This window comes from Salipiger thiooxidans, from assembly GCF_900102075.1.
Lineage (GTDB): Bacteria > Pseudomonadota > Alphaproteobacteria > Rhodobacterales > Rhodobacteraceae > Salipiger > Salipiger thiooxidans.
Map to the genome: position 1 here is coordinate 214,653 of NZ_FNAV01000006.1, position 12,952 is coordinate 227,604.

The following is a 12,952-nucleotide window of genomic DNA, read 5'->3' on the forward strand; positions in this document are numbered from 1 at the left end:
GGATCACTCCTTCACGGTGATCCGGCCATCGGTGTAGGGCGTGTAGGGGGCGTTGGCGGCGAGGTATTCCGCCGTCACGTCGGCAAGGTCGGGTCCGAAGTCGTAGGCGTTCTCGGCGTCCACGAACATCTTGTAGCCGTCGCCGCCGTTGCGCACGTAGTTGTTGGACACCACGCCGTAGACCTTCTCGGGGTCGATGTCGGAGCCGCCGACCTTGACGTCGGAGATCCGGCTGCCCGGCTCGGCCGAGGGATCGATGGTGAAGGACATGCCCGAGACCTGCGGGAAGCGGCCGGCGCCCTCTTCCATCTGGCTGGCGCCGTTCTCGAGCGCCTCGACGAGGGTGCTGCCCTTGACCTGGAAGGTCGAGAGCGTGTTCTGGAACGGCAGCACCGTCAGCACCTCGCCCATGGTCACCTCGCCCGCGTCGATCGAGGCGCGCAGACCGCCGCCGTTCGAGATGGCGACGTCGATGCCCTGGTCCTTGACCCGGTCGAGCATGGCGTCGGCCACGAGGTTGCCCATCGGGCATTCCTCGGCGCGGCACATCTCGCGCGAGCCGACGATCTCGTCCGAGGTCTCGGCCACCACCTTGTTGCGGATCTCGTCCAGCGGCGCGGCGGCCTCGGCGATGCGGTCGACGGTGGCCGCGTCCTCGGCCACGGAGGCGTCCATGATCAGCTGCGCGCCCTCGGCCGAGACGACGTTGCCGTCATCGTCGAAGGTCACGTTGAGCTCGCCCAGGAACTTGCCATAGGCATAGGCCGAGACGATGGCGGTGTCGCCCACCATGGTCGGATAGGGCCCCTCGGCGCCGTCCATCTCGCCCAGGAGGGTGTTGGTGTGGCCGCCGACGATCACGTCGACGCCGGTGGTGTTCTCGGCCACCGAGATGTCGACCTTGTAGCCCGAGTGCGACAGCACGATGATCTTGTTGACGCCCTCTTCGGCCAGCTTGTCGACCTCGCCCTGCACCGCGTCGGCGGGGGCCGTGAAGACAATGTTCGGACCCGGCGAGGCGAGCTCGTCGGTGTCCTGCGGGGTGAGGCCGATGAGGCCGATCTTCTCGCCGTTCTTCTCGATGATCGTGGATTTCATGATCGCATCGGAGAGCAGCGGCTCGCCCGAGATGTCGGCGTTCGACATCAGCACCGGGAAATCGACCGAATCGACGAAACCGCGCAGCACCTCGGGGCCGTCGTCGAATTCGTGGTTGCCCACGGTCATCGCGTCGTAGCCCATCTTGTTCATCATCTCGGCGGCGAGCTTGCCCTTGTAGTAGGTGTAGAACAGCGTGCCCTGGAACTGGTCGCCGCCGTCGACGAGCAGGTAGTTGTCGAGCCGCGCCTTCGCCTCTTCGAGCGCCGTCACCAGGCGGGCGGAGCCGCCAAAGCACTCGCCCGCGGTGTTGTCCTCGCCCGAGCAGGTCGAATCGTACTTGCTGATCGGCTCGAAGCGCGAGTGGAAGTCATTGGTGTGGAGGATGGTGAGCGAGTAATCGGCGCTTGCCGCGCCAGCGGTGATCGCAAGCGCCGCGGCACTGCTCAGCAGACGAAAAGTCATCGGGAGAACCTCTCTGTAGGCGTTTATGTCAAGGATGTTGCAACGCTTCTGCGGCGCTGTCAAAGCGCCGCTGCCCCTGCCCTGCCCCGGCTCGGCGACACTGCCTTGACGCGGCGCGCCGATGCCCGGAAAACGCCTGCCCGGATCGGGTTATGGCCGGGTCCAGCCGCGCACCAGGGTCCGCGCGATGCCGCCGGTGTCGGCGTCGAGCCGGTCGACGAGCAGGTGCAGCCAGGCCATCGCCATCATCGCCTGCGCCATGCTCCGCGGCGGCACCTCGTCCGAGAGCTCGTCGCGCTGCACCGCCCGTTCGAACAGCACCGACAGGCTGTCCAGCCGGTCCTGCCGGTAGGCCTCGAGCGCCTCGCGCACATCGTCGTCGCCCTGCGAGGCCGCGACGATGTGGCGGAAGATGCCGCCTTCAGGGCGGCTCCAGTGGGCGAAGAGCGTGTCCAGAAAGGCCTTCACGTCACCCTCGAGCGTGCCGGTGTCGGGGTAGCTCGTGATCGTCTTCTGGCGCTGGTAGACCGCCAGCAGCAGCGCCCCGCGGGTCGGCCACCAGCGGTAGAGCGTCGCCTTGCCCGCCCGCGCGCGCCGGGCCACCGCCTCCATGGTGAGCGCGCCGATGCCCTGCTCCTCGACGATTTCCACCGCCGCATCCAGCACGGCGGATTCGGTCGCGGGGTTGCGTCGGGCGCCGATGGATGCGCGTTTTTCGGTCATTGCTGGCGATCGTCCAAGGTTTTTTCCCTCATACGGCTTTACAGCGCCGGAGGCCAGCCTCTATAGGAACGATACGTTCCGTTCCATTATGGAGACGCACATGTCCCGCACCGCCCGCGCCCCCTCCCGCCCCCGCTTCGCCGTCCTGGTCTTTTTCATGGTCTATCCGCTTGTCACCGGGCTGATCTACGCGCTCACGCCGCTGACCGGCGACTGGCAGATATGGCAGCGCAATCTCGTGCTGGTGCCGATCATCGTGATCTCGATGATCTGGGTGATCATCCCCCGCATCCACCGGCATTTCGCCCGCTGGCTGTGAGGCGAAGGCGCCTCGCCGGGGATTGACCGGAGGGGCGTTCCCCGGCATCTGGATGCCATGCTTATTTACAAGATCCTCAGATCCGAAGAATGGGCCGCGCTGCAGGCCGAAAACGAGACCGCAGGCGCCCCCATCGACGTGGCCGACGGCTATGTGCATTTCTCGACCCTCGAACAGGTGCGCGAGACCGCGTCCAAGCATTTCGACGGCATAGAGGGTCTCTACCTGCTGGCGCTCGAGGCCGACACTCTCGGCCCCGAGCTGAAGTGGGAGCCCTCGCGCGGCGGTGCGCTCTTCCCCCATCTCTACGGCCCGCTGCGGCTGGCGGACGTGCGCTGGTCGCGCCCGCTGCCGCTGGAAGTCGGCGGCCACCTGTTCCCGGATGACATGACATGAGCCTGTTCGAACGCGCAGGTCTCGCGCTGCTGCACCGGATGGATCCCGAAAGCGCCCACGGCCTCGCCCTCGCGGCGCTGCGCAAGGGTCTGGCGCCTTCGGCCGGCACGCTGACCTCGGAGCGGCTGGCATGCACGGTCGCGGGGCTGGAGCTGTCCAACCCGGTGGGTCTTGCCGCGGGCTTCGACAAGAACGCCGAGGCTCTGCAGGCGCTGTCGCAATCGGGCTTCGGCTTCGTCGAGGTCGGCGCCGTGACGCCCCGGCCGCAGCCGGGCAACCCCAAGCCGCGGCTCTTCCGGCTGACCGAGGACCGCGCCGCGATCAATCGTTTCGGCTTCAACAACGACGGCATGGAGGCGGTCGCGGGCCGCCTGATGCGCCGCCCCAGGGACATGGTGCTGGGGCTCAACCTCGGCGCCAACAAGGACAGCAGCGACCGCGCCGCCGATTTCGCGCAGGTTCTGAGCCGCTGCGGCGAGGAGCTCGATTTCGCCACCGTCAACGTGAGCTCGCCCAACACCGAGAGGCTGCGCGACCTGCAGGGCAAGGACGCGCTGGCGGGCCTGCTGGCGGGGGTCATGCAGGCGCGCGCGGCGCTGGCGCACCCGATTCCGGTTTTCCTCAAGATCGCGCCGGATCTCGACGAGGCGGGCCTTGCGGACGTGGCCGAGGTGGCGCTGTCCTCGGGCGTCTCGGGCGTGATCGCCACCAACACCACCCTCTCGCGCGAAGGGCTCGTGTCGCCGCTGCGCGATCAGGCCGGCGGGGTCTCCGGCGCCCCGCTCTTCGAGAAATCCACCCGCGTGCTGGCGCGGCTCTCGGTGCTGACCGAGGGCAAGCTGCCGCTGATCGGCGTGGGCGGGGTCTCGAACGCCGAACAGGCCTATGCCAAGATCCGCGCGGGTGCCTCGGCGGTGCAGGTCTACACTGCGCTGGTCTACGGCGGCATGAGCCTCGTGCCCGAGATCGTCACCGGGCTCGACGCCCTGCTCGCCCGCGACGGCTTTGCCAACGTGGCCGAGGCGGTGGGCACCGGCCGGGAGGACTGGCTGTGATCCTCTGGCACAATCCGCGCTGCTCGAAATCCCGCGCAGCACTGGCGCTGCTGCAGGAGCACGGCGTGGCCCCCGAGATCCGCAAGTATCTCGAGGACGCGCCCTCGCTCGACGAGCTGCGCGCCGCGCAAGCCGCGCTCGGGCTGCCCGCCATCGAGATGATGCGCCGCAGCGAGCCCGCGTTCCGCGCACTGGGGCTTGCGCCTGACAGCGACGACGAGACCCTTCTGCGCGCCATGTCCGAAGAGCCCAAGCTGATCGAGCGCCCGCTCGCAATAGACGGCGACCGCGCGGTGATCGGGCGGCCGCCGGAACGGGTGCTCGAGCTGCTCTGAGGCGCTCAGATCGCGGTCGCCACCAGCCAGCCCACGTAGACCACGTAGGCCGCCAGCAGAAGCGCGCCCTCACGCCGGCTGACACGCCAGCCGGTCGTCGCGAAGAGCGTCAGGGCCAGCGTTGCGCCGAGCATCACCCAGATGTCGAGCCGGATGATCTCGGGCGGGACGGCCAGCGGTTGCACCAGCCCCGTGACGCCGAGAATGCCCAGTATGTTGAAGATGTTGCTGCCGACGATGTTGCCGAATGCCACGTCGCCCTGCCCCTTGCGGACCGCCAACACCGAGGTGACAAGCTCGGGCATCGATGTGCCGATGGCAACGATGGTGAGACCGATCACCGTCTCGGGAATCCCCGCCATCTGGGCCAGCCCCACCGCGCCCGTGACGAGGAGCTTCGCCGCGAGGATGATCCCCGCGAGCCCGCCGAAGGTCAGCAGCAGGTCACGCCAGGGGCGCCCTTCGGGGATGTCGAAGACCTGGGCCTCGGCCTCAAAGACCGCCTGCGCGGCGGTGGCGCGACGGCGTTCCTGCACCAGCGTGCCGCCGACATAGGCCAGAAGCGCCAGCACCAGCGCGGCGCCTGCAACCCGCCCGATCTCGCCCATCAGCGTGCAGCCGAGGCAGAGCGCGGTGGCAACCAGAAGCACCGTGCCGTCGCGCCGGAAGGCGGCGCGCTCGACCGCGATCGGCGCCATCAGCGCGGCGATCCCGAGGATCAGGAGGATGTTGCCGGTGTTGCTGCCGACGACATTGCCCACGGCGATGCCCGGCGAGCCGACCCAGGCCGCCTGAAGGCTGGTCACCAGCTCGGGCAGAGAGGTTCCGAAACCGACGAGGGTCAGGCCGATGACCAGCGGCGACAGGCCGAGCCGGCGCGCGAGCGCGACCGAGCCGCGCACAAGCGCGTCGCCTCCCAGGACAAGTCCGACAAGGCCCAGGACGAGAAGAACGATGTTCATGATGGGGGGATCACCCGAAGACACGCGCTGAACCGCGTTAGCCGTGAGATGGGGGGCGCCGTTGGCCGGTCAACCCCCTCTCGATGAATGTCCCCGCGCCGGTGGCGGCGCGCCGCCGGTCAGTCGTATTGCCTCGTGTCCTCGATCACCACGCCGTCGCGGGGCAGACCGCCGGGCTTGACCAGCTCGACGATGCCCTTGAGCTTCAGCACCTCCGAGATCGTGCCGGCGTAGGCGCCCGGATCCTCGGCAACGGTCTCGATGCGCACGGTCATCACGTCCATCTCGCCGTCGCGGCTGGCCACCACACGGGCCCGGTCGATCTCGGAATGTTTGGCCACCAGCGCGGCGACCTGCTCGGGACGCACGAACATGCCCTTGATCTTGGTGGTCTGGTCGGCGCGGCCCATCCAGCCCTTGATGCGCAGGTTGGTGCGGCCGCAGGGGCTCTCGCCCTCCATCACCGCGCTCATGTCGCCGGTGGCGAAGCGGACCAGCGGGTAGTCCGGGTTGAGCGTGGTCACCACCAGCTCGCCGACCTCGCCCGGGGCCACCGGGTCGCCGGTGCCCGGGGTCACGATCTCGACGATCACCTGCTCGTCGCAGATCATCCCCTCCATCGCCTCGCTCTCGTAGGCCACCATGCCGAGATCCGCCGTCGCGTAACACTGCCGGCACGAGATGCCGCGGTCGGCGTAGAACTGGCGCAGCGACGGGAACAGCGCCCCGCCCGACACCGCCGCCCGCGCGATCCTGAGCTCGAGCCCCATCTCGTCGGCCTTCTCGAGGATCAGCTTCAGGTAATCCGGCGTGCCCGCGTAGGCGGTGACGCCCACGTCATGCGCGGCGCGGGCCTGCAGCTCGGTCTGGCCGGTGCCGGCGGGCAGCACGGCGGCGCCCACGGCCCGCGCGCCGTTCTCGAAGATCATGCCGGCGGGGGTCAGGTGATAGCCGAAGCAGTTCTGCACGATGTCGCCCAGCCCGATGCCGCAGGCGTTGAGGAAACGCCCCAGCCGCCACCAGTCGTGCTCGGCCCCGCCCGGCTCGTAGATCGGGCCCGGCGACTGGAAGACATGCGCGAAGCCGTGCGCAGGCCGCGCCGCGTAGCCACCGAAGGGCGCCGCCGCCCCCTGCGCCGAGACCAGCGCCGACTTGCGCAGCACCGGCAGCGCGGCAAGCGCCGCGCGGTCGGTCACCGACGCCGCGTCGATCCCGGCCAGCGACGTGGCATAGCCCGGCAACTTCTGGGCTCGCGCGATCTGCGTGGGCAGCGCCTCGGCCAGCGCCGTGGCGCGCTCGTCGGCGCTGCGGGTTTCCAGGTCGTCGTAATACATGCTCAGCCGAGCCTCCCTTTCAGTCTTCCCCGGATCCTGCGTCCAGCCTGTATTCCGCCAGGGTCTCGTAGACCGCGCCCGCGGGCGTCAGCACCGACCCCACCAATCTCATCACCTCGACCGGCGCGGGGTCGGAGCGCACCCCGGCATGGTGCGCCACGGCCTCCTCGAACCGCGCCCGGTCCGCCGGACCCAGCCCCGCGCCGAAACGCAAAAGCGTCACGTGCGGGCGGAACCTCTCGCGCGGCAGCTCGATCCCCGCCGCGGTCACCGCCTTCAGCGCCGCGCGGCGCAGCGCCACGAGCCCCGGTGCGCGCGCCACCTCTGCCGCCAGCAGCTTCACCCGCCGCCCGCCAAAGGCGGTGAGCCCCGCGACTGCCATCTCGCAGCCCGGCAGCGGACTGCCGTCGAGGGCCATGTGCAGCTCGTCCAGCACCGCTTCGGGCTGGTCGTCGAGGAAGGCCAGCGTCAGGTGCAGGTTTTCCTCGGGCACCGGCCGCCCCACCGGAACCGCCTCCTGCAGCCCGAGCATGAGCGGCAGCAGCGGCTCGGGAACCGGCAGGCCGAGAAAGCAGCGCATCGCCCCGTGTCATGCCAGCCAGCGCTTGCGGCGGCGGTAGGAGCGCACATCGCGGAACGACTTGCGGCCGTCGTCCGACATGCCGAGGTAGAATTCCTTGACGTCCGGGTTCTCGCGCAGGTCCGCCGCGGGCCCGTCCATCACCACGCGCCCGTTTTCGAGGATGTAGCCGTAATGCGCGTAGCGCAGCGCCACGTTGGTGTTCTGTTCGGCCAGCAGGAACGACGTGCCCTCGCCCTCGTTCACCGCTTTCACGATCTCGAAGATCTGCTCCACCAGCTGCGGCGCAAGGCCCATCGACGGCTCGTCCAGCAGGATCGTCTCGGGGCGCGACATCAGCGCCCGCCCGATGGCGCACATCTGCTGCTCGCCGCCCGAGGTGTAGCCGGCCTGCGACTTGCGCCGCTCCCTGAGCCGGGGAAAATAGTCGTAGACCATCTCGAGATCGCGCTCGACCGCGGCCTTGCCGTCGCGCCGGGTGAAGGCGCCGGTCATCAGGTTTTCCTCGATGGTCAGGTGCTCGAAGCAGTGGCGTCCCTCCATCACCTGGATCACGCCCTTCTTCACCAGCGCCGCCGGGTCGAGATCCTGCACGCGCTCGCCGCGATACATGACCGAGCCCTTGGTGACCTCGCCGCGCTCGGAGTGCAGCAGGTTCGAGATCGCCTTCAGCGTCGTGGTCTTGCCCGCGCCGTTGCCGCCCAGCAGCGCCGTGATGCCGCCCTTGGGCACCGACAGCGACACGCCTTTCAGCACGAGGATGACGTGGTTGTAGATCACCTCGATATTGTTGACCTCGAGAAGGGTCTCGGTGCGCCCGGCGTCCAGCATGATTTCATCTTTCTCCTATGGGTCACGGCCCGGCGGCAGCGGCTGGCGCCGCCGCCGGTCGTGTCAGCTCACATCTGGCAGTCTTCGTTGACCGGCCAGGGCGCGTTGGCCTCGGCGTATTCCTTGGCCTTCGCCATCTCGAGCTCGGAGATGGCCTCGCTGTCGGGCATGATGAGGTCCGACGCCTTCACGAATTTCGCGCCGTCCCACTCGAGGATCCAGCCGCCGGAGTGGCCGGTGTGGTTCGAGCACGAGGTCGAGAACGGCGGCACCATGCCGGTGAGGCCGAGCTCTTCGAGCCGCTCCTCGGTGAGGTTGAGGTTCTCGAGCCCCCAGCGCAGGTCGGAGGCAGAGATGTCGGGCTTGCCCGCATGTTCCTGCGCCACCACGATGCCCTCGGCAAGGATCGCCGAGATCACCAGACCGCGGGAGTAGAAGACGCCTTCCATCTCCTCGGGGTTGGTCTGCGACTTGCCCGCGTCGATCACGTACTTCTTGACGTCGGCCATGACCGGCGCGTCTGGGTTCGGGAAAGACCAGCTGACGGACTTGTAGCCCTTGCCGTCCTCGCCCACGAGCTTGAGGTCGGCGTCATGCCCGGCCCACCAGACGCCGAGGATGTTCTCCATCGGGTACTTGGTCTTTGCGGCCTCGGTGATGGCGCCGGCGTTCATCGCGCCCCAGCCCCAGAGCACCACGTAGTCGGGACGCTCGCGGCGGATCTGCAGCCACTGCGCCGACTGGTTCTGCATTTCCTTCAGGCCCACCGGGATCGGCAGCAGTTCGAAGCCCATCGCCTCGGCCTTCATCTCGAGATAGGGCAGCGGCTCCTTGCCGAACGGGTGGTCGAGGTGCAGGAAGGCAACCTTCTTGCCGTTCAGATCGCCCATTTCCGAGAGGTACTTCAGGATGATCGAGGCCCCGTCCCAGTAGCTCAGCGGGGTGTTGAAGGCCCACTGGAACACCGCCCCGTCCGCCATCGGCGAGAAGCCGTAGCCGGGTGCTAGGATCGGGATCTCGTCGACGTTGGTCTTGGGCAGCACCTGCAGCGTGATGCCGGTGGACCAGGGCTGGGTCACGATCGCCGAGCCCTTGGTCTTCTCGTAGCACTCCACGCCCTTTTCGGTGTTGTAGCCGGTCTCGCACTCGCTGAAGTCGATGGCGATGCCGCCGATGCCGCCGTCGCGGGCGTTGAGCATGGCCATGTAGTCGGCCTGGCCGTTCATGATCGGGATGCCCGTCGCGGCGAACGGCCCGGTGCGGTAGGCGAGGTTCGGCGTCGAGAGCCCCTCGGCCATCGCGGTGGTTCCCATGAGCGCGCCCAGCGCCGCCACGGCGGCCAGCCTCTTGAACTGTTTCATCTTCAAGGTCTCCTCCCTTTTTATCCGATGATCTGCGGTTCGCCCGTCCCGTCAGTGCGGGAAGGGCCAGATGATGAGCTTCTCCCGGATCAGCGCCCAGAGCCGTGCCAGCCCGTGCGGTTCGATGATCAGGAAGAAGACGATGAGCGAGCCCACGATCATGATGTTCAGGTGCTCGACGGTGGCCGAGCTGATCGGGATGCCGAGCGCCTCGGGCAGCGTGTTCAGCAACACCGGCAGACCCACGATCAGGATCGCGCCAAGGTAGTTGCCGAGCACCGAGCCGAGCCCGCCGATGATGGCGATGAACAGGATGCGGAAGCTCAGCGGGATGTCGAAGAGGTTGGGCTCGGCCGCGCCGCGCCACATGAAGACGAAGAGCGCACCGGCGACACCGACCACGTAGGACGACACGGCGAAGGCGGTCAGCTTCGAGCGCATCAGGTTGATGCCGATGAGCTCGGCCGCGATGTCCATGTCGCGGGTCGCCTTCCACGTCCGCCCGAGGTTGCCGCGGGTGAGGTTGATGCAGACCACGGTGAGCAGCGTCACCACTCCCAGCACCACGAAATACTGCACGATGGACGAGGCCTGCGGGCCGGCGACGTAGACCCCGAAGATCTCGAGGTTCGGCACCTGGATCGCGCCCGAGGCGTTGTAGTTGTAGAGCCAGCCCCACTTCTCGAAGAGCCACACGAGGAAGAACTGCGCCGCCAGCGTCGCGATGGCGAGGTAGAAGCCCTTGATCCGCAGGCTGGGGATGCCGAAGGCCACGCCCACCCCGGCGCTGAACACCCCCGAGAACAGGATCGCCACGATCGGGTTCAGCCACGGCATCAGCGTGACCATCTTGTAGCAGGCGTAGGCGCCCACCCCCATGAAGGCCGCGGTGCCCAGCGACAGCTGCCCGGCGTAGCCGGTCAGCAGGTTCAGCCCCAGCGCTGCCAGCGAGTAGATCAGGATCGGGATCAGCAGCGTCTGGAAGGTGAACTCGCTCGCCGTCAGCGGAAAGATCACCCAGGCGAAGGCCAGGATCACCGCCAGGAGCACCGCGTCCTGCCGGACGGGAAACAGCGCCTGGTCGGCCTGGTAGCTGGTCTTGAATTGTCCGGCCGTGCGGTAGAGCATCTGGCCTCTCCTCCTTGTCTGATGGCGCGCGAGGCACCTGTGCGGTCGGACGGGTCCGCCGCGAATTCGCGTTCGTAAGAGCCGCTTGCGCGGTGTCAGAGACTGCCTTCGTGCAGGCGCAGGTCCTCGTCGGGATAGGCCCGCTTCGGCGCCGGCGCGTAGCCCGTCACCTCCGAGTGCCGCACCAGCCAGAACCAGGCCCAGAGCCCCAGTCCCCCGCCGATTGCCGCAAGGATCACCGCGGTCACCATCTGCCCGCCCGCACCGCCACTGGCGGTCAGGGCGAGGTAGCCGAAGGCCCAGAAGCCGGCCCAGGCGGTGACGTTGAGGATCGCGATCAGCTTTGCCATCTCTTTCTTCTCCCTAGCGCGGTGGCGTCCGTTCTCCTTCCGGTGCCACCCACCTCCTTGCGTGGAGCCCAGAAGGGGGCTCCGCCTGTTTCGGTGATCCCGGGCACGTGGTGCGCACCGTGTCTCACCTGTCTTTCGCCCGAAGGCTGGCCGGGACCCCTGCGTGACGGGGCTCCGCCCTCCGGCGCCTCAGACCCTCCCCCCGGAGGACCTGTCGCGCCAGAGGCGCGGACCGGCGCTAGACCCTTTCGATGATGCGTTCTCCGAACAGCCCCTGCGGGCGGAACAGCAGGACGATCAGCGCGAGCACGAACGCGAACCAGGTCTCGGTGTTGCCGCCCAGAAGCGGCTGACCCCAGTAGATCTCGAACAGCTTCTCGAGCATCCCGATCAACAGGCCACCCACGATGGCCCCGGTGATCGATTCGAGTCCACCCAGCATCAGCACCGGCAGCGCCTTGTAGGCGATGACCTCGAGCGCGAAGCTGACCCCCGCCCGCGCGCCCCAGGCGATGCCCGTGACCAGCGCGATGATGCCGGCGATGAACCAGACCAGAACCCAGATCTGCTGCAGCGAGATGCCCACCGACAGCGCCGCCTGGTGGTCGTCGCCCAGCGCCCGGATCGCCCGGCCCATGCGGGTCTTGTTGAGGAAGGCCAGCAGCGCCACCACCAGAAGGGCCGCCACGACCACCGCCGTGATGTCCTTCTGCTCGAGGATCAGCAGGCCGCCCCAGGGCTCGAGCACCAGCGAATCCGTGGGGATGCCGAGCTCGTCGGTGATCATCACCTTGTTCTCGCCGCCGAAAATGATCTCGCCGAGGCCGATCAGGAACAGCGTGATGCCGATGGTGGCCATGAAGAGGATGATGTCCGGCTGGCCGACCAGCGGGCGCAGCACCACCCGCTCGATCGAGACGGCGAGCACAAACATCACGCCCAGCGTCAGGATCACGCAGATCCAGGCGGGCACGCCCATGGCGTGCAGCCCCACCAGCGTCAGCGCCGCGAAGACCACCATGATGCCCTGCGCGAAGTTGAAGATCCGGCTCGAGCGGTAGATCAGCACGAAGCCCAGCGCGATCAGCGCGTAGAGGATGCCCGAGACCAGCCCCTCCCACAGCACCTGCAGCAGGAAGTCCGGCGCGGTGAACATGTCCACGAAGGGCTTGATGAAGATGTCGTTCAGCATGTCTGCGGTCTCCTCAATGCGACACGCCGAGATAGGCGTCGATCACGTCCTGGTTGCGGCGCACCTCGTCGGGCGGCCCGTCGCCGATCTTCTTGCCGTAGTCCATGACCACCACCCGGTCGCTCAGGTCCATCACCACGCCCATGTCGTGCTCGATGAGCACGATGGTGGTGCCGAACTCGTCGTTCACGTCGAGGATGAAGCGGCTCATGTCCTCCTTCTCCTCGACGTTCATGCCAGCCATGGGCTCGTCGAGCAGCAGCATCGACGGCTCGGCGGCCAGCGCGCGGGCCAGCTCGACCCGCTTCTTGAGCCCGTAGGGCAGCCGCCCCACCGGGGTCTTGCGGATCGACTGGATCTCGAGGAAGTCGATGACCTTCTCGACCACCTCGCGGTTGGCGATCTCCTCGTTGCGGGCCTTGCCCCACCACAGCGCCTGGCTGGCGATGCCCGCGTGCATGTGGGTGAGCCGCCCGGTCATGACGTTGTCGAGCACCGTCATGCCCTCGAAGAGCGCGATGTTCTGGAAGGTCCGCGCCACGCCCATGCGGGCGATCTCGTAGGGGCGCATCGGCGGGCGCTTGGCACCCTTGTACCAGAGCTCGCCCTCGGAGGGGGTGTAGAAGCCCGAGATGATGTTGAGCATCGACGACTTTCCGGCCCCGTTCGGTCCGATGATGGCGCGGATCTCGCCCTCACGGATGTCGAAGGAGATGTCCTTGATCGCCACCACCCCGCCGAAGCGAAGCGTGATGTTGCGCAGCTCCATCAGGACCCCGCCGATCTGCCGCCCGTCCGCGGTCACGTAGCCTTCGGTATCCTT

The 12,952-nt window shown here is 67.9% G+C and carries 15 protein-coding genes; 4 read left to right on the forward strand and 11 right to left on the reverse strand.

The annotated features are described in order from the left end of the window. Positions 1-3 precede the first annotated feature (3 nt). Together BLQ77_RS11050 and BLQ77_RS11055 are read right to left on the reverse strand one after the other, a co-directional pair. Entirely contained in the window at positions 4-1,563 is a 1,560-nt protein-coding gene (locus BLQ77_RS11050; protein ID WP_089958915.1) for a bifunctional metallophosphatase/5'-nucleotidase, read from the reverse strand. 150 nt (positions 1,564-1,713) lie between these two features. Continuing rightward, complete coding sequence (locus tag BLQ77_RS11055; protein WP_089958919.1) at positions 1,714-2,286, reverse strand: TetR/AcrR family transcriptional regulator; 573 nt, start codon at positions 2,284-2,286, stop codon at positions 1,714-1,716. A gap of 100 nt (positions 2,287-2,386) precedes the next feature. Between BLQ77_RS11055 and BLQ77_RS11060 the strand changes: the two genes are divergently transcribed. From BLQ77_RS11060 to arsC, 4 genes are read left to right on the forward strand one after another with little or no spacing between them, the layout of a single operon-like run. Then, positions 2,387-2,605 carry a putative antibiotic biosynthesis monooxygenase gene (locus BLQ77_RS11060; protein ID WP_089959123.1) on the forward strand — a complete coding sequence of 73 codons (219 nt, stop codon included), beginning with the start codon at positions 2,387-2,389 and terminating at the stop codon, positions 2,603-2,605. Between the two features lie 57 nt (positions 2,606-2,662). Further along, a complete protein-coding gene (locus BLQ77_RS11065) occupies positions 2,663-3,001 on the forward strand; it encodes a DUF952 domain-containing protein (protein WP_008883452.1) in 339 nt (112 codons plus the stop codon). Next, on the forward strand, positions 2,998-4,056 hold the full coding sequence (locus tag BLQ77_RS11070; protein WP_089958923.1) for a quinone-dependent dihydroorotate dehydrogenase: 1,059 nt from the start codon (positions 2,998-3,000) through the stop codon (positions 4,054-4,056). The genes BLQ77_RS11065 and BLQ77_RS11070 overlap by 4 nt, the downstream gene beginning before the upstream one ends. Then, the gene (arsC, locus tag BLQ77_RS11075) at positions 4,053-4,391 is read left to right on the forward strand and encodes an arsenate reductase (glutaredoxin) (RefSeq protein ID WP_089958927.1); all 339 of its coding nucleotides are present in this window, start codon (positions 4,053-4,055) and stop codon (positions 4,389-4,391) included. Before BLQ77_RS11070 ends, arsC begins: the two co-directional genes overlap by 4 nt. A gap of 5 nt (positions 4,392-4,396) precedes the next feature. Here arsC and BLQ77_RS11080 read toward each other — a convergent pair whose 3' ends face one another. From BLQ77_RS11080 to BLQ77_RS11120, 9 genes are all read right to left on the reverse strand, one after another. Continuing rightward, positions 4,397-5,353: a calcium/sodium antiporter gene (locus BLQ77_RS11080; protein WP_089958930.1), complete on the reverse strand. Its 957-nt coding sequence runs from the start codon at positions 5,351-5,353 to the stop codon at positions 4,397-4,399. 119 nt (positions 5,354-5,472) lie between these two features. Next, positions 5,473-6,687 (reverse strand): phenylacetate--CoA ligase family protein, encoded by a 1,215-nt coding sequence (locus BLQ77_RS11085; RefSeq protein WP_207545836.1) that lies wholly within the window; start codon positions 6,685-6,687, stop codon positions 5,473-5,475. A gap of 19 nt (positions 6,688-6,706) precedes the next feature. Next, positions 6,707-7,267 carry an RNA 2',3'-cyclic phosphodiesterase gene (gene thpR / locus BLQ77_RS11090; RefSeq protein WP_089958936.1) on the reverse strand — a complete coding sequence of 187 codons (561 nt, stop codon included), beginning with the start codon at positions 7,265-7,267 and terminating at the stop codon, positions 6,707-6,709. A 9-nt stretch (positions 7,268-7,276) separates the two neighbouring features. Next, positions 7,277-8,098: an ABC transporter ATP-binding protein gene (locus BLQ77_RS11095; RefSeq protein WP_008882929.1), complete on the reverse strand. Its 822-nt coding sequence runs from the start codon at positions 8,096-8,098 to the stop codon at positions 7,277-7,279. A gap of 68 nt (positions 8,099-8,166) precedes the next feature. After that, complete coding sequence (locus tag BLQ77_RS11100) at positions 8,167-9,459, reverse strand: ABC transporter substrate-binding protein (RefSeq protein ID WP_089958939.1); 1,293 nt, start codon at positions 9,457-9,459, stop codon at positions 8,167-8,169. Between the two features lie 51 nt (positions 9,460-9,510). Beyond that, positions 9,511-10,587 (reverse strand): branched-chain amino acid ABC transporter permease, encoded by a 1,077-nt coding sequence (locus BLQ77_RS11105; protein WP_008883067.1) that lies wholly within the window; start codon positions 10,585-10,587, stop codon positions 9,511-9,513. A gap of 95 nt (positions 10,588-10,682) precedes the next feature. Then, the gene (locus BLQ77_RS11110; RefSeq protein ID WP_008883061.1) at positions 10,683-10,937 is read right to left on the reverse strand and encodes a hypothetical protein; all 255 of its coding nucleotides are present in this window, start codon (positions 10,935-10,937) and stop codon (positions 10,683-10,685) included. A gap of 238 nt (positions 10,938-11,175) precedes the next feature. Then, positions 11,176-12,129 carry a branched-chain amino acid ABC transporter permease gene (locus BLQ77_RS11115; protein WP_008883319.1) on the reverse strand — a complete coding sequence of 318 codons (954 nt, stop codon included), beginning with the start codon at positions 12,127-12,129 and terminating at the stop codon, positions 11,176-11,178. Positions 12,130-12,142: 13 nt separating this feature from the next. Then, positions 12,143-12,898, reverse strand: coding sequence for an ABC transporter ATP-binding protein (locus tag BLQ77_RS11120; RefSeq protein ID WP_050782237.1), 756 nt, complete (start codon positions 12,896-12,898; stop codon positions 12,143-12,145). Between the last annotated feature and the right edge of the window lie 54 nt (positions 12,899-12,952).